Below are 19,040 nucleotides of genomic sequence, written 5' to 3'. Positions count from 1 at the left end.
GCCGTCCGGGGCGACCGCGGGACGGTCGGTCGCCCGCGGCCCGGACGGCCGCGCGCCCCGCCGGCCGCGCATTCCGCCGTGCGTGCACGCGCTCACAGGGACGGGTAGATGTCCCCGCCGCGCATGGCGCTCTCCTGCTCGCTCCGGCTCTGCAGCCGGCGCGACTTCTCCTGGAGCCGCTTCTTCTCCTTCGGATCACTGGTGTGCTGCGCGGCCTCGGCCAGCTCCTGAGCCTTTTCCCGCATGTGCTGGAGGCGTTGGCGTGTCTCGTCCGTGCCCATGACCATTCCTTATCGTTACCGATTCGCCCTTACCGCTTCGTGCGGCATCGCGGAAATCTGCTGTAACCAGCGAATCAGGGTGCGCGTCCTTTAGCACGTCGAAATGTCACGCAGTGCGATAGCGCATTCACGAAATGCGGTCGGGTGCTGGTGGACCCCATCGAGCATCCCGATGGGCGGTATAAGCGCATAATGGGGGCCATGTAGGGAACCAGCCTGTCCGGAGGTTGATCCCGATGGTCCCTCTTGTGCTTGCGCTGCTGCTCATTCTGATCTTCCTGGGCGCCGGTTTCGTGATGAAGCTGCTGTGGATCGTGGCCATCGCGCTGCTGGCGTCCCTGCTGCTCGGCTTCCTCTTCCGTTCCCACGGCCGCCGCGGCACCCGTGGCCGCCGGGACCACTGGTAGGCGGATTCCCATGTCGACGATGATGCCCGCCCGCACCGCCATCGGCGGTGCCCCGTGCTGGGTGAGCCTGATGACCCACGACCTCCCGGGCGCGGAGAAGTTCTACGGCGAGGTCCTCGGCTGGAACTTCCGGCCGGGAAAAATGGGGGCCGAATTCTCCATCGCCCTCGCCCAGGACCAGCCGGTCGCCGGGATCGGGCTGCTGCCGCCGAGCTTGCGGATCGCCGTCGCCTGGACCCCGTACTTCGCCGTGGAGAGCGCCAACGAGACGGCGGCCCGGATCCGTGAGCGCGGCGCCACCCTCGCGGTGGGCCCGCTCGAACTGGGCAAAGGGCGCGCCGCGCTCGCCGCCGACCGCGACGGCGCGGTGTTCGGCCTCTGGGAAGGCCAGACCCTCTCCTGGGCGGTGGGGGAGGGGGAGGCGCCGACGTGCCTGGAGCTGCGGACCCGCGACGCCTTCGACGCGGCGATCTTCTACGGCGAGGTCTTCGGCTGGGCCCCCGGGCCCGGCGGCTGCGACATCACCTACGAGCACGACGAGGTGATCGTGCGGGACGGCGAGCAGACCGTGGCCGCACTGCGCGGCGGAGCCGTCGAAGCCGCCCCGGACCCGCATGTCCGGCCCCGCTGGCATGTCTCCTTCCCCGTGCACGACATCGAGAAGGTCACCGCCGCCGCCGTTTCCGCCGGCGGCTTCGTCCTCCCGGTCACGCCGATGGTCGACGGCAGCGGCTGCCAGGCCGTCGTCCGCGATCCCCAGGGCGGACTGTTCACCGTCGCGACCACATAGAGAGCAGCGCGCGGGCCGTACCGAGGGGACGGCCCGGTGACGGGGCCGGCGGGCGATCCGCCGACAGGAGAGGACTCCGGCGTCGCCGGCGGACGGACCCGCGGCCGGCACGGCCGACACGCCCGGTGTTTCCCCGTGTCCACGGCGTGTCTCCACCGGATGGCCATCCCTGAATGGCGCGGGCGGCCAAGAGGGACGTTGGCTGAACCAAAGCACGCACAACGCCCGATGAGTGTCAGCGCCCCCGGTGCCCGATGCTCCCCCTCGTTCAGTGGAGTCCCTACATGTCATCTGAACCAGCTCCTGGTGGGGGCGACGCCGACCTGTCACCGACAGACGCCGGCGAACACGTTCCGCCCACGAATCCGGAAAACGTCTCGGTCCGCACCCTCGTGTGGACGGCGGCCACCACGAGGCCCGTGGAGGAAGTCGCCGCCCTCGTGGAACTGCTCAAGCGCAGTGGCGAAGACCCCAATCCAGGCGACGAAGTCCTGAGAGCGGCGGCGATGACCCGGCCGGTGAGCGAGCTCGGGCCGCTCCTCGCCATGCTCGGCGAAGCCCCGCACACCGCGGAGTCGAGCTACGAGGCGCTGCGTGCGGCGGCAGTGAACAGATCCGTCGACGAGGTCGTCCAGCTGATCCGGCTGTTCGACAGTGCGCGGGAGGCCCACTTCCCCGTCGAGGGCCCGCCGGGCGGCGACAACTTCCCCGACGGCCACCACTTCCCCGAGAGTCACGTCGACACGATGGGCCAGGCGACCTCGGGCATGCCGATGGTCAACGACCCCGTCCTCGAACCGTATCCCGACCCCTACGGCCACCCGGCCGACAACGGGTACCCGAACCAGGCCCCGCACACCGCCGGCCCCCACGAGTCGGCGATGCGCGACGGACTGCACCGGGACGCCCCGCCCTGGCCGCAGAACTCCCCCTGGCCCGCCAACACGCCCCAGGGCGGCGCCGGATGGCCGGCGGCCGGGGCGCCCTCGCAGTCCGGCCAGGCGGTCGGCGGAATGCTCCGCTCCGCACTGCGCTGGCCCGCCGCCGCGGCGCTGGCCCTGTGCGGGCTCAGCCATCTGCCGGTGGGACTGTCGGAGGTCCACAACGGTCCTTCCGACGGCATCTCGATGGCCATCGCGGCGGTCTATCTGCTGCTGGCCGGCTGGCTCGCGATGCGTGACACGGCCGCCATCTGGACGGCCAGCGCCAGCGCCGCGGTCACTGTCATCGTCCTGCATGCCCTCTCCCGGGCCGGCGTCCTGGCCCCCCTGAGCAGCAGCCTGGGCGATGCCGGCATGTGGCCGGAGCTGCTGGCGGTCGGTCTGGCGATCGTCAGTGCCGGCCTCGCCGGTGCGGCGCTGCTCCTGCGTCCGCGCAGGGTGAGTCCCGCCACGGCCGGTGCGTAAGCGGCAAGCGGATGAGGTGGCTGTCCCTGGGGGACGGCCGCCTCATCTCGCATGCAGCACCGGCCCCGCGGCCACTGCGGTGTTGTCGGCCAGCTCCATGACTCCCCGGATCCGCGCACAGTGCGCACAGCAGAAATACCGGCCGTCCGCCTCCAGACCGTGACCGAGAATCCGGCACTCGCAGTTCTCACAGGTCGGGGCGAGCAGATGCGCCGCGCATTCCACACAGTCGAAGACATGGACCTCGCCCGCGGTGTGCACTTCGAATCCCCGCGCGTAGTCGTTCCCGCAGACTTCGCAGACTGCCATGGTGATCCCTCCGTTCCGCAGATCCCTGGACCCTTGGATGGATGTGGCTGGGGGCGGCGACGGCTCCGTTGAACGCACCGCGAGGTGAACCCCCTGCGATGCCGGGCGCCTTCCGGTTCGGCGCGCCCGCCGGCGCCTCACTTCCATCGTCGCACCGGCCCCGCCCACCCGCAGAGGCAGCTCACTGCCGCGACGAGTAGCGGTGCAGGACCCAGGCCGGCAGCGCGAACCAGCACAGGACGAACCACGCGACCAGGCCCGCCACGACCCAGGGCGCGGCAGTGCCGTTCAGCGCGATCCGCAGAATCAGCAGCAGCGCCGAGGCGACCGTGGCCAGCAGCAGTACGACACCGACCAGCGCCAGCCGCGAGGCCCACAGCACGGTCTGCGGCTTGAGCCGGTGCCCGGTGACCAGCCGGTGGAAGGTCACCGTCCCGACCAGCGCGCCGGTGGTGGCCGCGCCCAGCAGCACGGTCACGACGTAGATGACGCGGTCGGCCTGGCCGAGGACGGCGAAGCGCGGGGTGAACACGACGGTCAGCAGGAAGCCGAAGAGGATCTGCACGCCGGTCTGGATGACCCGCACCTCCTGCAGGAGTTCGCTCCACCGCCGGTCGGCCCGCTCCTCCGGCGTCTCGTGACGACCGTGCGGTTCCGGGCCGGCCGGCGCGCCCTCGTTCACCTCTCCTCGCCGTCTCCCCGCACGGTTGCCTCCCGGCCTCCCGGCTCAGTTCGTCGCCGCCGGGTTCTTCGCCTGCGTGGTGACGTGGAATGCCAGCTCGTCGTCCTGGACGTCCACCCGCACCTGGTCACCGGCCGACAGCGCACCGTCGAGCAGCAGTCGCGACAGCCGGTTGTCGACCTCGCGCTGGATGGTCCGGCGCAGCGGCCGGGCGCCGTATTCGGGCTGGTGGCCGCGGCGGGTGAGCCAGTCCACCGCGTCCGGGGTGAAGTCGACGGAGACGTCCTGGGCGCTCAGCCGGCGGCCCGTCCCCTGCAGTAGCAGACCGGTGATCTGGTGCAGCTGCTTGTCGGTGAGCTGCCGGAACACGATGATCTCGTCGAGCCGGTTGAGGAACTCGGGCCGGAAGTGTCCGCGCAGGGTGGCCAGCGCCCGCTCCCGCGCCCCGTCGTCCGCCCCCGCCTCGGCGGTGCCGAAACCGAGCACCCCGCGACCGCTGCTGAGCGCCTCCGAGCCGAGGTTGCTGGTCATCACGATCACGGTGTTCTTGAAGTCCACCGTCCGGCCCTGAGAGTCCGTCAGATGACCGTCGTCCAGCACCTGCAGCAGCATGTTGAAGACGTCCGGATGGGCCTTCTCGACCTCGTCGAGCAGCAGCAGCGAGTACGGGTGATGGCGCACCGCCTCGGTCAGCTGGCCCGCGTCCTCGTGGCCGACGTACCCGGGCGGGGCGCCGATCAGCCGGCTGACCGTGTGCCGCTCCTGGTACTCGCTCATGTCGAGCCGCACCATCCGGTCCTCACTGCCGAACAGCGCCTGGGCCAGCGCCCGGGCGAGTTCCGTCTTGCCCACACCGGTCGGACCGAGGAAGAGGAAACTGCCGATCGGCCGGTTCGGATCGGCGAGCCCGGCGCGCGAGCGCAGCACCGCCTCCGAGACGGCCGTCACGGCGTCCACCTGCCCGATCACCCGGCCCTGGAGCCGCCCCTGCAACCCGAGCAGCCGGTCCTTCTCCTCCTCCGTCAGGCTGCTCACCGGCACGCCGGTCTGCCGGGAGACGACCTCCGCGATGTCCTCGGCGGTCACCTCCACGATCCGGCCGTCACCGACCACCGGCCGGGCGCCCTGGTTCGTCTGGATGCCCTCGATCCGCCGGGTCAGCTCGGCGATCCGGTCCCGCAGCTCGGTCGCCCGCTCGTACTGCTCGGAGGCGACCGCCTGGTCCTTGTCCCGGACCAACTGCTCGGATTCGCGTTCCAGATCGCGCACGCTGGGGGTCTTGGTGGCCGAGCGCAGCCGTACCCGGGCGCCCGCCTGGTCGATCAGATCGATGGCCTTGTCCGGCAGGAACCGGTCGGTGATGTAGCGGTCGGAGAGCTCCACGGCCGCCAGCACCGCTTCGGTCGTGTAGCGCACCTGGTGGTGGGCCTCGTAGCGGTCCTGCAACCCGCGCAGGATCTCCACCGTGTCGGCGATGGTCGGCTCGGGTACGAGGATGGGCTGGAAGCGGCGGGCGAGCGCCGCGTCCTTCTCGATGTGCCGCCGGTACTCCTCCAGCGTGCTGGCCCCGATGACATGCAACTCGCCGCGCGCCAGCGCGGGTTTGAGCATGTTGCTGGCCTCCAGCGCACCGCCGTCCCCCGTGCCGCCGCCCGCGCCGACGACCGTGTGCAGCTCGTCGATGAACACGATCAGCGAGTCGGTGTGCGCGCGGACCTCCTCGATGATGTTGTTCATCCGCTCCTCGAAGTCACCGCGGTACCGCGTACCGGCGACCACCGCGGTCAGGTCCAGCGCCACGATCCGCCGCCCGGCCAGCGTCTCGGGCACCTCCCCGTCCGCCAGCCGCTGCGCCAGCCCCTCCACGATTGCGGTCTTGCCGACCCCCGCGTCACCGACCAGCACGGGATTGTTCTTTCCCCGCCGGGACAGCACCTCGATGGTCTGCTCGATCTCCTCCTCGCGGCCGATCACCGGATCGATCCGGCCGGCCCGCGCGAGATCGGTCAGATCGCGGCTGTACTTGTCCAGCGTCGGCGTGTCGTGATGCGGTACGGCCCCGTGCTCGGCGCCCTGCCCCGCGGGCGGATGCCCGCCGGCACTGCCGTGCGAGGCGGCCGACGCCTGCACGTCGAAGTGCGCGAGGTTCAGAATCCGCCCGGCCGCCGAATCCAGGTTCCCGGCCAGCGCCTCCAGCACATGCTCCGGACCGATGTACGAGGCCCCCGTACCGCGCGCCAGCTCGTGCGCCCCCAGCAGCGCCCGCTTCACCGCCGGTGTCACCGCGACGCTCTTCTGGAGCGGCCCGGAACCCGCGTTGCGGTCGATCTCCGCCGCCAGCGCGTCCGGATCCGCACCCTGCTGCCGCATCAGGCTCCGGGTCGGCTCCGCGCTGAGGGCCGCCCGCAGCAGATGCTCGGTACCGAGCTCGGGACTGCCGTGTTCGGCGGCGTACGCGGCGGCGGAGGTCACCAGGTCCCGGGCGGAGCCGCTCATCAGCCGGGCGATGTCCGCCTGCTTCGGCATGGGCGCTCCTCCCTCGCCACCGGACGACTGCGCGCTGCGCCCGAAGAACCGCGAGAGAAAGTCACCAAACGAGTCCGGGCCGTTACCCTCCGGACCCATGAATCCGTTGCTCATGTGCGTCCGTTCCGCTGTCACGACCGTGCCGCGACACGCTGTCTGGTCGGGTTCGTAGCGCTCATTCCTGTGCAGTGCTCCCCTGTGCGCTCATCGGCTGCGACTCCTCGACTCCTCTGCTTCAGGATCCGCGCCGGGAGGGCTGTCCGCACCCGGGGGACAGGGCGAGCGCCGAACCCGGGGCGGCAGCCCCCTCGCCACGGTCTCGGCCGATACGGTCCCGGAGGGGAGCGCGGACGACGGGGGAGGAGAGCCTGCCGACCCCGGGCGCCGGACCCCGGCCGCGCACCCGGCCGGGGTCACCGCCAGGGCGTCACGCCGCGCCGGCGAGCTCCTGCCGTACGGCGATCGCGTTGAGCCGGATCCCGCACCGCACGACGTCGTCGAGGGTGAGCTCGCCCACCTCGTCCGCGGTCAGCGCCAGGGTCACGTCGACACAGCAGGCGACGGCGTGGACGTACTCCTCGGTCTCCTCGTCCTGGAGCGCGAACAGCACGTTGTAGTAGTAGCTCGTGCTGTCCGGGGAGTCCCCGTGGAAGGAGAGGTGCGTGCCCTCCTGCGCGTCGAGGCCGAGGAAGGCGTCGGCGAGCGCGGCCTCGACCTTCTCCCAGAAGACGGGGTTGCCGAAGGGGTGCGTGAGCGCCTGGCGGACGGCTTCCCGGAGCGAGAGCACCATGACGCCCACGGGGGCCGTCTCCTGGAGACCCCAGCCGCGGACGATCCTGACGGTCGAGCCGCCGGGGATGGCGCTCGCCGCCCGGCTGATCTCCCCGAACTCGAAGTCCACGGTCGCCGGGGCGATCGCGTGCTGGAACGCGTCGGCAATGCGCCGCGCCTGCTCCAGCGCGGCGGGGCCCACCTCGAAGACCGTCCGGAAGGTCGTCTTCTCGGCGGTGGGCTGGTCGGACATGACTGCTCCTCACATGCGAATGGATCACGTCGCGCCGACCGGCAAGTAGGCCGCCCGCCCCACGAGATGACGGGGCCGCCCTCGCGCTTTCCGTGTCACTGCCGTCCGCGGCAAGCCACTACGGGCCGGTTGGTGCCGTTTGTGCGGCGGTGGCCCCGGCAGCCGTCGCGGTCCCGCGCAGCCCCGGCGTGCCGAGGCCCACCAGGACGACCGCGCCGACGCAGAGCAGGCCGCCGCTGACCAGAGCCGTCGCACCCGACGTCGCGGCCGCCACGAGTCCGCCGCGCAGATTGCCGAGGTCCGGGCCGCCCTGCCCGACGATCTGCTCCGCGGCGCCGACCCGGCCGAGCAGTTCGCCCGGGGTGTGCGACTGGACGAGGGTGCTCCGGGACACCACGGTCACGGTGTCCGCGGCACCCGCCAGAACGAGGAAGGCCAACCCGCACCACGCGTTGGGCGACAGCCCGAACAGCGCCAACGCCCCACCCCAGGCGGCCGATCCGCCGAGCATGACCAGACCGGGGCGGGACAGCCGGGTGAAGCTCCCGGAGAAGACGGACGCGGCCACGCCACCGGCGGCCAACGCGGTGAGAAAGAGCCCGAGCGTCCGCGGATCGCCCCCGAACCGCTCGGAGTTGAGCAGCGGGAACAGGCTGACCGGCATCGACAGCACGGTGGCGGCCAGGTCCGTGAGCAGGGCCCCGCGGATGACGGGGGTGCGCACCAGGAAGGCCAGCCCGTCCAGTACGCCGCGCAGCCCCGGCCGCGCCGGCTCGTCCCCCGGCGGCAGCGGCGGCAGACCGAACGCCCCGTAGAGCCCCGCGGCGAAGGTCAGCGCATCGACCAGATAGCAGGCGCCGACACCGAGCCCGCCCAGGACCAGCCCGCCCAGCGCCGGCCCCAGCAGCATCGCGCCCTGGAAGGAGACCCGTTTCAGCGCCAGCCCGGCGGCCAGTTGCCGCTTCGGCAGCAGGTGCGGGACGAAGGTACGGGACGCCGGTCCGCTGCCGGCGAGGAAGCAGGACTGCACCGCCACCAGGAGCAGCACACCCGCGGGCGGCAGGCCGCCGAGCACGCCCTGGAGGGCGAGCAGCAGCGAACACCCGGCCTGCCCCAGGGTCGTCCACAGATAGCACGACCGCCGGTCCAGCCGGTCGACGAGCGCTCCGGCGAACAGCCCGAGCGTGATCAGCGGGACGGCCTGGGCGAGCGCGACCGCACCGGTCCAGGCGGTGCTGTGCGTCGTCTGCCAGACCTGGAACATCACGGCGACCAGCGTCATCTGGCTGCCGAGCCCGGACAGCGCCCCACCGATCCACAGCCGCCGGAAGGTTGGCGACGACCGCAGCGGCGCCACGTCCAGCAGCACCCCCCGGCCGCCCGTCCTCCCCTGCGCACGGCTCACTCCCACGCCGGGTCCTCGGCCAGCTTCGCGGCGACCCGGTCGTGGAAGCTCCGGCGCTCCAGCGCCCGTTCGATATCGCTGACGACCTGGGTGAGCGGGTAGGGAATCTCCGCTTCCAGCTCGGCGAGGGCGGCTTCGGTGGCCCGCCACTCCGCCGCCAGCCGGCCGACCACCGCGCCGGCCCGCTCCGTGAGCGTCACCTTCTTCGTGCGCGCGTCCTCGCCCGCGACGGTCCGCACCCACCCGGCCGCGCGCATCGCGGCCACCTTCTGGCTGAGCGCCGAGTGCGTGTAGCCGACCGACTCGGCCAGCTCGGTGATCGTCATCGGCCCGAGGGCGTGCAGCCGGAGCAGTTCCCTCACGTAGTTCGGCTTCAGCCCGTCGATCCGCCGCTCCGTGTAGATCCGTGCGATGTCCGCGTCCATCGACGCCTGGAGCAGCCGGAGCGGACGCCAGCGGCTCTGGTGGGTGGGGTCGGGGGTGCTGTCCGGGCTGAGCGCGGGGTCCTCGGTCATGAGCGACAGCGTAACAGCGCTTGTATAAGCACTGTCAGAAACGCTCGTGAGGCCGGGCGGGGCGGCCAACAGCGGGGAACCGGACGTCAGTTGCGCGGTGCATCGGTGGCATCGGCATCGGCATCGGCCGCGCGCCGCAAGGTGCAGGGGTGGCTGAGGAAGTTGCCCAGCCGGCCCTCGGCGTCGCCGTTCTTGTACGCGTAGGCCACCCCGGTCAGCAGCCCGTCGCTGTGGCGCAGACGCACGCCCAGTACGGGGCTGTTGACCCGAGCGTCGGCGGTCGGCAGCTGCAAGGGGACATCGGCCCGCAGGTCCCACGCCGCCGAGGCGTCCGCCGGGCCGCCGGCACGCTCACCGGCCACCCGCAGGGCGATCCCGCCGCCCGCCGCCACCCGCAGCTCGACCGGGAGCGTTCCCTCCGGCGTGCCGATCCCGCCCGTCCAGATGCCCTCGGGCAGATCCAGCGGGCGCACCGGATCATCGACCACCGGGGAGATCCGCTCGTCCGTGTATCCCGGGACCAGGGCATCGAGCACGTACCGCACGATCGCGTCGCGCGCCCCCTTGCCGGTGCAGTTGGTCAGCACCGCCACCGAGAGGCGCTGCGCGGGCACCACCACCGCCATCGCCGCCACCCCGGCCCCGCCACCGCCGTGGCTCTGCACCACCGGCCCGTCGCCGTACGACACGCACCAGCCGAGCCCGTACCCGAGGTGGCGGTTCACCGGGAGGGCGTCCCGCACCGCCGCGGCCGTCTCCGGCTTCAGCAGGCGGTCGTACGACTGTGAGAACAGGGCCAGTTCGGCGGCCGTGGCCCAGCCGAGCGTGGCGCCGGGGTGACTGCACCCGTAGTCCGGGTACGGGCGGCCGTCGACCGTGTACCGCACCGCCCGCGGGGCCGGTCCCGGATACGTCACCCCGAGATGGCAGGCGGTGAGCCCGAGCGGCGCGAACACCCGCTCCCGGACGTACGCGCCCAGTTCCTGCCCGGTGGCCCGCTCCAGCACCTGGCCCAGCAGCCGGTAGCCGAGGTTGGCGTACTCGAAGCCGGTGCCCGGCGGCCGGTGGAGCACCGTGTAGCGGTCCGCGTCGATCAGCCGCTCGCCATCGCCGTAGTCCCAGTCGTAGTGGGCGCCGAGACCGCCCCGGTGCCGGAGCAACTGACGCACCGTTGGGGACGGGTGGCGGCCGGCAACCGGCACCGGCGCGTCCAGGTCCAACAGCCCTTCGTCGGCCGCCACGCAGACGGCGGTGGCGGTGATCGGCTTGGTGATGGAAGCCAGGGCGTACGCGGTGTCCGGGGTGGCCCGGCGCCCGGCGGCGACGTCCCCCAGCCCGTACGCCTCGGCGAGCACCACCTCGCCCCGCTCGGCCACCGCGACCGAAACCGAGGGACACCCGTGCTCCGTCAGCACCCCGGTGCAGTAACGGCCCAGCCCGTCAAGCATGTTCACCCTCCCCGTGTCCGCGATGCGGATCCCCGGGCGGCACCGCGGATCCCGAGCACTCTATCGACAACCGCCGACCCGCCCCGCAGCTATCCGCCTGGATGCCGGGGAAGTTACTGTCATTTGGGCAGTAACTACCCAGCGGAAAGCAATGGTTGGATGGATGGACGGATTGATGGATGGACGGATGGGAAGGGGCGGGCAACGCATGACGACCAAAGCCACGATTGACACCACAACGGACGCCACGGCCGACACCGCGACCGGGGCGGTGCGCACCGAGCCCGCCCCGGAACAGGCGTGCCCCATCGCCCCCGTGGTCGACATCGTCTTCAGTCGCTGGACCACACCGATTCTCTGGGCGCTCCACGAATACGGACGGCAGCGATTCGTGGAGCTGGAGCGCCGCATCGCCACCATCACCCCCAAGGTCCTGACCCAGCGCCTCCGGCAACTGGAACGTGACGGGCTGGTCATCCGCACCTACCACCCCGAGGTCCCACCCCGCGTCGAATACGAGATCAGTGAACTGGGCCGCAGCCTGGCCCCGTTGTTCGCCACACTCGCCCAGTGGTCCGCCGGGAACCTGCCCAAGGTCGAACAGGCCCGACGGGACTACGACGGCAGGGAGTAGACGCGGTGGTCGGGGCGGGGAAGTGGTGCGGTTGCTGTCCCCCAAGGAATGGGTTTACGGGCGCGTTCGAGTGGCGGGCGTTTCTCGGATCAACCGGTCGGCCAATGCTGGTAGGGGTCGCTAACTCGCTTCGCCCACTGGAGGATTCATGAGTGCACGTACCGTCCTCGCCACCGGCGCCCTGGTCGCCGCCGCTCTGCTCGCCGGCGCCGGTACCGCCGCCGCCGACGACGACACCGGCTCGTTCGCCGTCGGCGGGGTCGCGTTCTCCCCAGGCGTCGGCTCCGGCAATCAAGCGCAGGTGCCGGTCCACGTTCCGGTCAATGTCACCGGCAACTCCGCCAGCGTAATCGGTGCCCTCAACCCCACCTTCGACAACAGCAGTTCCAACGGCTGACCCTGGCGTCTGTGCCGACCGTCCTTGCCCAGCCCGCCCAGCCGCCGGGCGGGGCAGGGACAGGTCCTTCTGCCCCTTCCCCCTGCGCTGCCGCCGGCTACAGCTGCTTCGTCATGAACGTGCTGTTCGGGTCGGACCGGTAGGCCGCGAAGGGTGCGCAGCGCACGAAGCCGAACTTCTCGTACAACTTCCGTGCGGGCAGGAAGAATTCGGCCGACCCGGTCTCCAGGCTCAGCCGGGTGAAGCCCCGGCGGCCCGCTTCGGCGAGGATGTGCTCCAGGAGCCGCGAGGCGATTCCGCTCCGCGTGCGCCGTGGGTCGGTGCGCATCGATTTCAGCTCCGCATGGCTCGCGTCCAGCCGCTTGATGGCACCGCAGCCGACCAGGGTTCCTTCCTCCCGCGCCGCCCAGAACGTGACCTCGGGCCTGCGGAGTTCGTCGAGATCGAGCGCGTGCTTGCTTTCCAGGGGCGTGATGGCCCGCATCTGCTGAACATGCGCGTGGAGGAACTCGGCGATCTCCGGTCCGGAGAGGTCATCCACCGCGATCTTCATCGTGCCCGGTCCTTTGCTGTGGGGGTCTCGGTCCGGCGGTCCCGCCGTGCGTGCCCGGCTGCGGGGTGCCGGACGAGCCACGGCGCCCGCGGCATGGTCGGCGGCGTCGGCTCACATGCCGGAGGCGAGGTCGCTCAGGGCGTCGGCCCAGTGTTCCGAGCCGTGTTCGGCGAAGGCGAGCGGGTCGGCGGCGCGCAGACGGTGTTCCAGTTCGTCGGCGCGCTCCTCCTGGGCCTCGGCGCCGTACTCCGGCTCCTGGCGCAGCGCGGCGACCGCGTACTGATAGCAGAAGGCGGCGAAGGCGGCGAGGTCGGAGTTGACCGGCAGGGCCGACTCGTAGTCGGACTCGGTGCCGATCACCTCGACCGCACCGGCCGGGCTGAGGACCAGGTCGTCGTCGTGCCAGGTGCCCAACCAGTAGTAGCCGTCCAGTCCTTCGGGGACGTACCTGGCGTCGGGATCGTCGGGGTCCGCCGGACCGACGCCGACCTCTTCCAGCGGGGCCGGGCCGTCCAGGGCCAGATCCTGGTCCAGGGGCAGGCCGGGGAGCGGGGAGAGGGGGAGGCCGAGGCGGCAGAGGGCCTCGCGGTTCCGGCCGGTGATGTCCGCGGGGACCTGGTGCTCCGCGAGAACGATGACCTGGTCCGCGCCCCAGAGGTCCACGAGGTCGGCGTGCGACGGGCCGCCGTCCGCGTCGGGCGAACCCGCCTGCTCGCGCACGGCGGGCATCGGCCAGGCGCCGAGGTCGAGTTCGTGTGCGGCGTGGTCACCCGAGGCGGCGAGCAGCCGCTCGGTGTCGAGCCGCAGGGCGACCGGGCCGTCGTGTGTGCCGAGCAGCAGCAGACCGTCCGCGGTGAGGTGGGCGGTACGCGTCCGGGCGCTCGGCCGGAGGTCGAGCAGCACGCGCCCGGTGTCGGTCCGCAGCAGCCGGATCCCGTCGGCATGCGTGCAGGCCACGACGGGGATGCCGCCGTCCCGGGTGTCCAGCACCGCGGCGCTGAGGTGCAACGGGCTGCCGGGCAGGGGCCATTCCGTACCGAGCGGTTCGCCGGTGTCCGGCGCCCAGGCCGTCAAGCGGGAGTGGCTGTCCGCGGTGAGAACGGCGGCCGGTGTGCCGGCCACCCCGGGGGCCCAGACCGCCCGTAGGATCTCCGGGCCGATGCCTGACGTCGCGTCCGAGTCGGAGCCTGACGCCGCGTCAGGGATTGTCCAACGTGCGACGACCTCATCGGTGTCCACCGCGTAGGTGCACAGCTCGGCCCCTTTGCCGACCACGGCGTGCAGCCGGCCGTCGACGAGGCCGGCGCACAGCTGGTCCGGGGTCTTCATGTCCCCCAGCGGTACGGCGGCGAGGCATCCGCCCGCGGACGCGTCCCGGAACGCGATGCTCTGGAACGGGTGGACGGTCACCAGCACGGGCTCGTCCGGGCCGACGGCGGCGGTGACCAGTCCGACGTTGTCGGCGTCGCCCGCGTCCGCCACGTCCGCCTCGTAGGGCCGGCGCGCACCGCTCAGCGGTTCGACCGTCTCGCGCGCGCCGGCGGCCACGAGTGCCGCGGGGCCGGCGGCCAGCGCGAAGGTGTTCGGTCCGGCGTCGCAGAGGACCGGGGGTGCCACCCGCTCGCCGGTGTCGGCGTCCACGATGTGCAGCCGGTGCGGGTTGGTGAAGCTGATGCTTCCGTAGAGCGTCCGGCCCTCGTGGCGGGCCGTCTGCGCGGCGATCACCGGGCCGGGCCAGCTGGTCCAGGCGCGCGGCGCGGCGCCTTCCGAGGGCCGCAGACGGGCCCACAACGGGGTGAACGGCGAGGTCATCCTGGCTCCAAGACGGAAGGTCGGGTCAGCCGAGCCTACCCGGCGGCACTCATGGCGGGGGACACGCCCTTGAGCGTCCGCAGTACGCCGAGATCGAACGCCAGGCGGATGCCGAACCCGCCCAGCTCGACGTCGAGTTCGCTCCCGCCCGTACGGCGGATGGCCGCGATGTCCGAGCCGAAGCGCAGCTCGGTCAGCGTGGAGCCGTCGGCCAGGCGTACCACCCACAGCCGGTCGGCCGTCGCGCACACCGTCAGCGGATCCGGCGCCCCCGCCAGAGCGCACAGGAGCTCGGCGGGTTCGTCGGCGCGGACGACCGGACGGAGCAGCCGGCCGTCGTCCGCACTGCGGACCTGGAGCAGCCCCTCGCGGTCCGCCACCGCCACGACCGGCACACCATCCAGCAGCTCGGCGTGCGCGGCGGTACACGGTGTCCCGTGCAGCGTCCACCGCAGCGCCGGGGCCTCGCCGAGGCGTTCCCCCACCTCTACGGCACCGGCCTCCGTGACGGCGACTTCGGGCGGCTCCTGAACGGTCCCCTGGACAGGTCCGGCTACGGGTTCCTGGACGGGTCCGTCTACGGGTTCCTGGACGGGTCCCGGTACGGACCGCCGGTCGTCCGATGCTCCGGGGAGCCGGCGGAGCGCGCGGAACGGCAGCCCGTCGTAGGCGGACTCGACGGCCGCCGCCAGTTCGTCCAAGCCGTGCTGGACGGCGGCGACTTGGAGGCGGGCGGGCTGGTCGCGCGACGCCGGGTGCAGGAGGGCGAGGACCGGCCGCAGAGCCGCGGCGGCGGGCTCGTCCGAGCAGTCGAGCACGGTGCGGAACGCGTCGAGGTCCGCGCTCAGCAGCACCTCGGGGAAGGCGAGCAGCGGCCCGAGCGCGCCGGGAACGGCGCTGGCCTGCCTCAGCAGCTCCGACAGCAGCGTCCGGTCGCTCCGCTGCCAGAGCGGGCGCGGTGGTCCGTCGTCCGCCGGTGCGACGGGGACCTGGCCGGCCAGGGAGTGGACGAGCGCTCTGCGGGCCTGCAGCTCCGCGTCCCGGGAGCGGCGGGCGAGCAGCGCGGTGGCCACGGCGGGGTGGCGGAGGGTGAAGTGGCTCCCCGGTGCACCGGATCCGCCGGATCCGGCCCGGTCCGGCTGGAGCAGCGCCCAGGAAAGCTCCACGGCCGCGGCGAACTCCTGCGTCTCGATCCGGCGTCCCGCCACGGCCGTGGCGGCCAGGCGCCACAGGCTCCGGCCGAGCCCGGCCGGCCCGGCCAGGGCAAGGGCGTACAACGCGTCGGCCGCCACGGGAGCTGCGGCGGACAGCCGGTCGAGGTGCAGCGCGACCGCTCCGTCGACGTCGATACCGGCGTCGATGTCCGCTGTGTCGGGCGGCGCGTCCGCGCCGGCGGCGTCCGGTTCCGCCGCGGCAAGGACCCGGTCCAGGACGAGGAGCTGGGCGAGGAGGAAGTTGGGGTAGGCGGCCCGGGACACCGCCTGGGCGAACCCGTCCGACTGCCCGCCGTCCGTCGGCGTGCCGGTCTCCGTCACGAAGGCGCAGAGGGCCGCGACATACCGGTCGAAGGCCGCACGATCGGTCCAGTCGGACGCGTCGAGGTCCAGGACGACGCAGTCGCCCAGGTGCTGGGCCCACTTCGGAGAGCCCTCGGCCACCAGCCGAACGTTCGGCAGCAGCGCCATCGGCGCCAGCAGGGACTCGACGAGGCGGGCCGTGTGCCGCTCGTCCGGTACGGCACCGGCCTCGTCCAGGTCGCCGACGGCCACGCACACGGGCCGCTCGTCCATGGCGAGTACGGACAGCAGCTCGGCGGCGGTGGCGGTCTCGTATCCGAGTTGCTCGCCGATGGCCACGGCCAGGTCGTCGGGGCCGCGGCCCCGCGCACCGAGCGCGGCATGGAAGACGGGCCCGGTGCGGTCCGCGCCGCTCCCCGCGTCGTCCCGATCCGCCTGGCCGAGGAGGAACAGCCAGGTCAGCAGCGTGCTGCGGCCGCTGCCGGCGGACCCCGTCACATAGCACGCGCCGCCGCTCGGCGTGGCCGCCACGAATTCCCGGAACGCGTCCGCCACGGCCTGCCGGCCATAAGGGAAACCCGCGTCCGCGGCATCGTCCCCGGACGCGCCGGCGCCGGCGGGGCCGGCGCCCGAAGAGCGGGGACCACCGGTCAGGGAGCCGCTGTCGGTCACTCTTCCGACCCCTCCGTTTCGTTTTCGCCCTCGTCCGCTTCCTCGATGAAGGCCGTCAGTTCCTGGATGCCCGCCTCGCGGTCGGCGGCACCGGGACCGTAGTCGAAGCTGTAGCTGACCTCGGCTCCGGGGAAGGTGGTGGCCAGCCATGCGGCGCAGTAGCAGCCCGGCAGTGCGCAGGGTGCGAGATCGGCGTGGGCCCGGGTGACCTGCCGTGCCGCGATGTCCCGCTTCAGCAGTTCCCCGCCCAGGCGCCGCAGCGCATGCCCCTGCCCGGGCAGGGTGTGGCCGGAGACCGTCCGCGTCGCCCCCGTGGCCGTACGGAATTCGAGGATTCCCGAGGAGTCCACCGAGGCGGTGAGGCGGAGGTCGTCGATGACCAGCGGCCACCAGTGCTCCTCGTCGGCCATCGCCTCCGGGTCGAGCGCGGTGAGGCGTTCCTGACACTTCGCGACCGCGGTCACCGCGTCCGGGCCGACCGGGTCGGGTGTCAAGTCCTGGAGGAGCCGGCCCAGTTCGGCCAGGGACGCCAGCCAGGTGCGTGCCGTGGTGTTCACCAGCCGCGTCGGATACGTCCCCGCGCACGATGCCGAGACGACTTCGCCGTCCGGGGCGCAGCAGATCTGCGTACCGCCGTCGTCGCCCAGGTGCCAGAATTCACGTACCTCACCGACCGGTTGGGGGAGTCCGGCCTCGGTCGCGTAGCGGGCGAGCGGCAGGGGATCGCGGGCAGCGCGGAAGTACGGGCCCACCGACTCCGGCAGGCCCGGCGAGGCGAGCAGCTCCCGAAGGGGCGAGGGCACGGCGAGGTCGTCGAGGCGTGCGGAACTCCAGCGGCGTACCGGCGACCCCCCGCGGTGTCCGGAAGCGGGCGTGGTCATTCAGGTGCTCCTCTGCATCCGTGCGTCAGCCCCGCCGCTTGATCGGCTTGTCCCCGAACACCCATCGGACATGGTCTTCGAGGTCGCGGTTGCCCTGCCGCTTCGACCCTGGCGTGTGGTGGTCATATTCGAAAGCGTAGCTGCGGTCGGCATCCGGGAAATAATGCCGGGTCCAGTCGTTGCAGTTGGGACTCTTCTGGTTGCAGAAATCACGTTCCGAATAGATGCGGGTGACCTTGATCTTCCGGTCCGGGCCGGGGTCGCGTCCTTCCGCTATCGCCTTCTCCCGCTCCTCGGTGAGGCGCTTCTGCCGGTCGAGCACGGGAACGCCGACGACGCGTTCCGAATGCGTCCCATCGCTGTGCCCGACCTCCACATGCCGCTGCCCGTGCTCGTCCTCCCACTCGAAGGCCGCATAGTTCTTCTGGGAGCGGTCGCCGTCGGCCTTGCGCTTCGCGTTCACCTTCTGCGCCAGGTCGTGTGTCCGCGGGTCGACCTTCGCGGCGTCCTGCTTGGGGTTGCGGTCGGCCTTCGCCGGCAGCGGGTACTTGCCTTCCTTCCGTTGCCGTTTCGGCGGGGGGCTGCCCTTGTCCGATCCGGACGACGAACGGCTGCCGCGGCGTTTGGGCCCGCCGCCGGACTTCTCCCCGGACTTGCCCATGGAGGAGAACTGCTTGCTGTGTTTGGCCTCCGTCTCGTTGACGTTCTTGGCCACCTGCTCGGCGCCATGGGCCGTCTTGCTGTAGAGCCCGCCGACGGCCTCGGCCGTGTGCTTGGACACGGCCTTGGTTATTCTGCCGGCCGAGTTCTCCAGCGCCTTGGCTATGGGGTGCGTCAACTGAAGGACATCCCTTCCGTGGCCGAGGCGAACTTCGCCGCGTGGCCGGCGACGTCCTCCGCATGGCTGCGGAACTTCGAGGCGTGACCGAGGAGTTCATCGGGATGGATGGTGTACCCCGACCCGGCTCCGCCTCCGCCTCCGGAAGGGGAGACCCCCAGGGCCTTCTCCGCCCCCTGGAACACCAGGCCGCTCACCGCCCGTTCGACGGCCTGCTCAAGCGGCTCGGTCGCCTGCTGGACGAGTTCGCCGACGATCTGCTGTTCCACTTCCTTGAGGATCGAATCCACGATCTTCTTCGTCGCGGCGATCAGGGCGACCTCCGCCGCCTCGGCCAGTCCCAGGGTGACGACGGCGGCGGCCTGGTCCGCGATGAACTCGGCCGCCATCACGACCAGTTCGGCGATCACCGCCACTTTGGCCCCGACGATCGCCACCGCGGCTATCTCCAGCACCGAAGCGGCCGTGTTGCACACCTGCACGAGTTCGGTCATGTGGCTGGAAGACATCGTCGACCACTTCTCGACGAGCTGCTCGTACGAGGCCGCCTGGTAGTGCTCGCCCATCTGCTTGAGGGTGTCGCTCGCCGACGCATGGGACTTTTCGAGGTTGGACGCGAACTCCTTGACGTGACCGGCGAACTCGCGGACCTTGTCCTCGTTCACCTGCGGCCAGTTCAGCCCGAGCAGGTCCATCACCCAGACCAGCCCGTCGGGCAGTTCGATCGCCACGCTTCGCTTCCCCCTGGTACCCACGGCTCGTGCCCGCGCCGATGACGGCGCATCACCTCAGCTAACTGTCGCAGATGTTCACGATGCAAGTACCTGCCCGGCCATATCGGGACCGGTTCCGCACGGGGGCCGTGGCGATGCGGTGCCGGGGTTTGTGCGAACGCCATGGCCCGGACCGTCCCGAGGCGGTGACCGAATCCCCCCGTGGTGGG

General features: G+C 71.9%; 19 protein-coding genes. 5 read left to right on the top strand and 14 right to left on the bottom strand.

Annotated elements, in window-relative coordinates; genetic code table 11:
* Positions 1–92: 92 nt before the first annotated feature.
* Positions 93–281, bottom strand: a complete 189-nt coding sequence (locus ACO1BR_RS33920) for a DUF6381 family protein (protein ID WP_159505296.1) — start codon at positions 279–281, stop codon at positions 93–95.
* 236 nt (positions 282–517) lie between these two features.
* Between ACO1BR_RS33920 and ACO1BR_RS33915 the strand changes: the two genes are divergently transcribed.
* From ACO1BR_RS33915 to ACO1BR_RS33905, 3 genes are all read left to right on the top strand, one after another.
* Positions 518–688: a hydrophobic protein gene (locus ACO1BR_RS33915; protein ID WP_426798936.1), complete on the top strand. Its 171-nt coding sequence runs from the start codon at positions 518–520 to the stop codon at positions 686–688.
* 19 nt (positions 689–707) lie between these two features.
* Positions 708–1,478 carry a VOC family protein gene (locus ACO1BR_RS33910; protein WP_426798941.1) on the top strand — a complete coding sequence of 257 codons (771 nt, stop codon included), beginning with the start codon at positions 708–710 and terminating at the stop codon, positions 1,476–1,478.
* 284 nt (positions 1,479–1,762) lie between these two features.
* Positions 1,763–2,884: a hypothetical protein gene (locus ACO1BR_RS33905; RefSeq protein ID WP_426798935.1), complete on the top strand. Its 1,122-nt coding sequence runs from the start codon at positions 1,763–1,765 to the stop codon at positions 2,882–2,884.
* 42 nt (positions 2,885–2,926) lie between these two features.
* Here the strand turns inward: ACO1BR_RS33905 and ACO1BR_RS33900 are convergent, their stop codons facing one another.
* The 7 genes from ACO1BR_RS33900 to ACO1BR_RS33870 all read right to left on the bottom strand — a co-directional run bounded on the left by ACO1BR_RS33900 (position 2,927) and on the right by ACO1BR_RS33870 (position 10,793).
* On the bottom strand, positions 2,927–3,193 hold the full coding sequence (locus ACO1BR_RS33900) for a hypothetical protein (RefSeq protein ID WP_426798934.1): 267 nt from the start codon (positions 3,191–3,193) through the stop codon (positions 2,927–2,929).
* Positions 3,194–3,374: 181 nt separating this feature from the next.
* The gene (locus ACO1BR_RS33895) at positions 3,375–3,875 is read right to left on the bottom strand and encodes a DUF6328 family protein (protein ID WP_426798933.1); all 501 of its coding nucleotides are present in this window, start codon (positions 3,873–3,875) and stop codon (positions 3,375–3,377) included.
* A 45-nt stretch (positions 3,876–3,920) separates the two neighbouring features.
* Entirely contained in the window at positions 3,921–6,515 is a 2,595-nt protein-coding gene (locus ACO1BR_RS33890; RefSeq protein WP_426798932.1) for an ATP-dependent Clp protease ATP-binding subunit, read from the bottom strand.
* Positions 6,516–6,828: 313 nt separating this feature from the next.
* Positions 6,829–7,425, bottom strand: a complete 597-nt coding sequence (locus ACO1BR_RS33885; RefSeq protein ID WP_426798931.1) for a Type-2Aa cytolytic delta-endotoxin — start codon at positions 7,423–7,425, stop codon at positions 6,829–6,831.
* A 118-nt stretch (positions 7,426–7,543) separates the two neighbouring features.
* Positions 7,544–8,836 carry an MFS transporter gene (locus ACO1BR_RS33880; protein ID WP_426798930.1) on the bottom strand — a complete coding sequence of 431 codons (1,293 nt, stop codon included), beginning with the start codon at positions 8,834–8,836 and terminating at the stop codon, positions 7,544–7,546.
* On the bottom strand, positions 8,827–9,345 hold the full coding sequence (locus ACO1BR_RS33875) for a MarR family winged helix-turn-helix transcriptional regulator (protein ID WP_426798929.1): 519 nt from the start codon (positions 9,343–9,345) through the stop codon (positions 8,827–8,829). Before ACO1BR_RS33875 ends, ACO1BR_RS33880 begins: the two co-directional genes overlap by 10 nt.
* An 86-nt stretch (positions 9,346–9,431) precedes the next feature.
* Complete coding sequence (locus ACO1BR_RS33870) at positions 9,432–10,793, bottom strand: serine hydrolase domain-containing protein (RefSeq protein ID WP_426798928.1); 1,362 nt, start codon at positions 10,791–10,793, stop codon at positions 9,432–9,434.
* Positions 10,794–11,001: 208 nt separating this feature from the next.
* Between ACO1BR_RS33870 and ACO1BR_RS33865 the strand changes: the two genes are divergently transcribed.
* Both ACO1BR_RS33865 and ACO1BR_RS33860 read left to right on the top strand, forming a co-directional pair.
* Positions 11,002–11,427 carry a winged helix-turn-helix transcriptional regulator gene (locus ACO1BR_RS33865; protein ID WP_426798927.1) on the top strand — a complete coding sequence of 142 codons (426 nt, stop codon included), beginning with the start codon at positions 11,002–11,004 and terminating at the stop codon, positions 11,425–11,427.
* A 148-nt stretch (positions 11,428–11,575) separates the two neighbouring features.
* Entirely contained in the window at positions 11,576–11,824 is a 249-nt protein-coding gene (locus ACO1BR_RS33860; RefSeq protein WP_426798926.1) for a chaplin, read from the top strand.
* 97 nt (positions 11,825–11,921) lie between these two features.
* On the opposite strand, the gene ACO1BR_RS33855 is transcribed toward ACO1BR_RS33860, so the two are convergent.
* The 6 genes from ACO1BR_RS33855 to ACO1BR_RS33830 form a co-directional block, all read right to left on the bottom strand.
* Positions 11,922–12,377 (bottom strand): GNAT family N-acetyltransferase, encoded by a 456-nt coding sequence (locus ACO1BR_RS33855; protein WP_426798925.1) that lies wholly within the window; start codon positions 12,375–12,377, stop codon positions 11,922–11,924.
* 111 nt (positions 12,378–12,488) lie between these two features.
* The gene (locus tag ACO1BR_RS33850) at positions 12,489–14,189 is read right to left on the bottom strand and encodes an SUKH-4 family immunity protein (RefSeq protein WP_426798924.1); all 1,701 of its coding nucleotides are present in this window, start codon (positions 14,187–14,189) and stop codon (positions 12,489–12,491) included.
* 35 nt (positions 14,190–14,224) lie between these two features.
* Positions 14,225–16,378: a hypothetical protein gene (locus tag ACO1BR_RS33845; RefSeq protein ID WP_426798923.1), complete on the bottom strand. Its 2,154-nt coding sequence runs from the start codon at positions 16,376–16,378 to the stop codon at positions 14,225–14,227.
* Positions 16,375–17,259, bottom strand: a complete 885-nt coding sequence (locus ACO1BR_RS33840) for an SUKH-4 family immunity protein (protein ID WP_426798922.1) — start codon at positions 17,257–17,259, stop codon at positions 16,375–16,377. Before ACO1BR_RS33840 ends, ACO1BR_RS33845 begins: the two co-directional genes overlap by 4 nt.
* A gap of 25 nt (positions 17,260–17,284) precedes the next feature.
* Entirely contained in the window at positions 17,285–18,097 is an 813-nt protein-coding gene (locus ACO1BR_RS33835; RefSeq protein ID WP_426798921.1) for a hypothetical protein, read from the bottom strand.
* Complete coding sequence (locus ACO1BR_RS33830; protein ID WP_426798920.1) at positions 18,094–18,828, bottom strand: hypothetical protein; 735 nt, start codon at positions 18,826–18,828, stop codon at positions 18,094–18,096. Before ACO1BR_RS33830 ends, ACO1BR_RS33835 begins: the two co-directional genes overlap by 4 nt.
* Positions 18,829–19,040: the final 212 nt, after the last annotated feature.

The organism is Streptomyces sp. YGL11-2 (genome assembly GCF_050054615.1).
Lineage (GTDB): Bacteria > Actinomycetota > Actinomycetes > Streptomycetales > Streptomycetaceae > Streptomyces.
Note: the sequence above shows the minus strand (reverse complement) of the source record. Positions and strands in the feature narration are given on the sequence as shown.

Coding starts and splice junctions, on each gene's coding strand:
- ACO1BR_RS33840 (WP_426798922.1), bottom strand. CDS start 17,259: ATGACCACGCCCGCTTCCGGACACCGCGGGGGGTCGCCGGTACGCCGC.
- ACO1BR_RS33860 (WP_426798926.1), top strand. CDS start 11,576: ATGAGTGCACGTACCGTCCTCGCCACCGGCGCCCTGGTCGCCGCCGCT.
- ACO1BR_RS33915 (WP_426798936.1), top strand. CDS start 518: ATGGTCCCTCTTGTGCTTGCGCTGCTGCTCATTCTGATCTTCCTGGGC.
- ACO1BR_RS33870 (WP_426798928.1), bottom strand. CDS start 10,793: ATGCTTGACGGGCTGGGCCGTTACTGCACCGGGGTGCTGACGGAGCAC.
- ACO1BR_RS33885 (WP_426798931.1), bottom strand. CDS start 7,425: ATGTCCGACCAGCCCACCGCCGAGAAGACGACCTTCCGGACGGTCTTC.
- ACO1BR_RS33865 (WP_426798927.1), top strand. CDS start 11,002: ATGACGACCAAAGCCACGATTGACACCACAACGGACGCCACGGCCGAC.
- ACO1BR_RS33905 (WP_426798935.1), top strand. CDS start 1,763: ATGTCATCTGAACCAGCTCCTGGTGGGGGCGACGCCGACCTGTCACCG.
- ACO1BR_RS33900 (WP_426798934.1), bottom strand. CDS start 3,193: ATGGCAGTCTGCGAAGTCTGCGGGAACGACTACGCGCGGGGATTCGAA.
- ACO1BR_RS33910 (WP_426798941.1), top strand. CDS start 708: ATGATGCCCGCCCGCACCGCCATCGGCGGTGCCCCGTGCTGGGTGAGC.
- ACO1BR_RS33875 (WP_426798929.1), bottom strand. CDS start 9,345: ATGACCGAGGACCCCGCGCTCAGCCCGGACAGCACCCCCGACCCCACC.
- ACO1BR_RS33855 (WP_426798925.1), bottom strand. CDS start 12,377: ATGAAGATCGCGGTGGATGACCTCTCCGGACCGGAGATCGCCGAGTTC.
- ACO1BR_RS33890 (WP_426798932.1), bottom strand. CDS start 6,515: ATGAGCAACGGATTCATGGGTCCGGAGGGTAACGGCCCGGACTCGTTT.
- ACO1BR_RS33920 (WP_159505296.1), bottom strand. CDS start 281: ATGGGCACGGACGAGACACGCCAACGCCTCCAGCACATGCGGGAAAAG.
- ACO1BR_RS33850 (WP_426798924.1), bottom strand. CDS start 14,189: ATGACCTCGCCGTTCACCCCGTTGTGGGCCCGTCTGCGGCCCTCGGAA.